The 1500-nt window shown below is 34.4% G+C and carries 2 protein-coding genes; one reads left to right on the forward strand and one right to left on the reverse strand.

Annotated elements, in window-relative coordinates; translation table 11 throughout:
* Window positions 1-166 precede the first annotated feature (166 nt).
* The gene (locus DBR11_RS07975) at window positions 167-664 is read left to right on the forward strand and encodes an HAD-IIIA family hydrolase (protein WP_108551361.1); all 498 of its coding nucleotides are present in this window, start codon (window positions 167-169) and stop codon (window positions 662-664) included.
* A gap of 56 nt (window positions 665-720) precedes the next feature.
* Here the strand turns inward: DBR11_RS07975 and fsa are convergent, their stop codons facing one another.
* Window positions 721-1386, reverse strand: a complete 666-nt coding sequence (gene fsa, locus DBR11_RS07980; protein WP_108551363.1) for a fructose-6-phosphate aldolase — start codon at window positions 1384-1386, stop codon at window positions 721-723.
* Between the last annotated feature and the right edge of the window lie 114 nt (window positions 1387-1500).

The following is a 1500-nucleotide window of genomic DNA, read 5'->3' on the forward strand; positions in this document are numbered from 1 at the left end:
GATTATTTATCATCGTTTATGTCTGTAGTGTTATATTGATGTTAAATTTCAAGATTATGAGCCATCTGATATCATTTTACTATACTTGCACTCAATAAAAATAAAACAGGAATCTCAATACTATTGATGAAGTTTTCTGTTACCAAAATAAGAGAAACCAAAAACAATGAAGAATAAAGCTATTTTTTTAGACCGAGATGGAGTCTTAAACCACGAAAGAAACGATTATATCTGCAGAGTTGAAGACTTTGAAGTTCTGGAATACCAAATCCCACCACTAAAGAAATTACATGACGAAGGTTATCTTTTAATCATCATTACCAACCAGGGAGGAATAGCCTTATCCAGATATACTGAAGAAACCCTTGCAGAAATGCATAGAATATTGTTCGAAAAATTTGAGGAAAAAGGGGCTAAGATAACCCATGCTTATTATTGCCCGCATCATCCAACTATTACCGGCGATTGTGATTGCAGAAAGCCAAAATCAGGGATGTTACTTGAAGCTATTGCAACTTATCATATAGATCCTGCATTATCTGTAATGATAGGGGATAAACCAAGAGATGTTGAAGCTGCAAGTGGGGCAGGAGTGAAGGGCATTTTAATTGAGCCTGATGAACAAATCAGTTATGAGAAAGTAAAAGAAGTTCTGGCTTCTTAAATAATCAACAAAAAAAGAGAGGGGACCAATAATGATCCCCCCTCTTTTTTTGTTGATTATTTAGCTGCTTTCGCTGCTTTATCGTGATCTGCAAGGAACTGAGCCAGACCTGAATCGGTTAAAGGGTGTTTTAACAGAGCTATTATTGCACTCAATGGTGCTGTAATAACATCTGCACCCAATTTGGCACAATTTACAATGTGCAATGGTCCGCGGATAGAAGCTGCTAAAATTTCAGTAGGGTACTGATAGTTATCAAAAATTGTTCTGATGTCTTCAATAAGATTTAAACCATCTGTAGAAATATCATCTAAACGACCTAAGAAAGGAGATACATAACTTGCTCCAGCTTTAGCAGCTAATAATGCCTGTCCAGCTGAGAAAATCAATGTACAATTTGTTCTGATTCCTTTTGAGGTTAAGTATTTAATTGCTTTTACACCGTCTTTGATCATAGGGATTTTAACCACAATTTTCGGATCTAGTTTAGCTAATGCTTCACCTTCTTTGATCATTTCCTCATAAGTGGTCGATATGACTTCTGCACTCACATTATTATCTACAATAGCACAGATTGCTTTATAATGCTTAATTACGTTTTCATCACCAGTAATTCCTTCTTTAGCCATTAGGCTAGGGTTGGTGGTTACTCCATCTAAAACACCCAGATCCTGGGCTTCTTTAATCTGTTCAAGATTAGCTGTATCAATGAAAAATTTCATATTATATAAATTAAAAAATACTTAAATTAATAATCAGATTTATTAAGTGCTAAATTAGGCAATTAGTTTGCCAGAACAAGATAAACTTGTCATTAATAATTCAGTTTTAATAAT

Origin of the sequence: Pedobacter sp. HMWF019, from assembly GCF_003061025.1 — a bacterium.
In the GTDB taxonomy this organism is placed as follows: Bacteria; Bacteroidota; Bacteroidia; order Sphingobacteriales; family Sphingobacteriaceae; genus Pedobacter.

What these genes read in the sequence shown, in the direction of transcription:
- fsa (WP_108551363.1), bottom strand. Translation starts at nt 1,386, where the DNA reads ATGAAATTTTTCATTGATACAGCTAATCTTGAACAGATTAAAGAAGCC.
- DBR11_RS07975 (WP_108551361.1), top strand. Translation starts at nt 167, where the DNA reads ATGAAGAATAAAGCTATTTTTTTAGACCGAGATGGAGTCTTAAACCAC.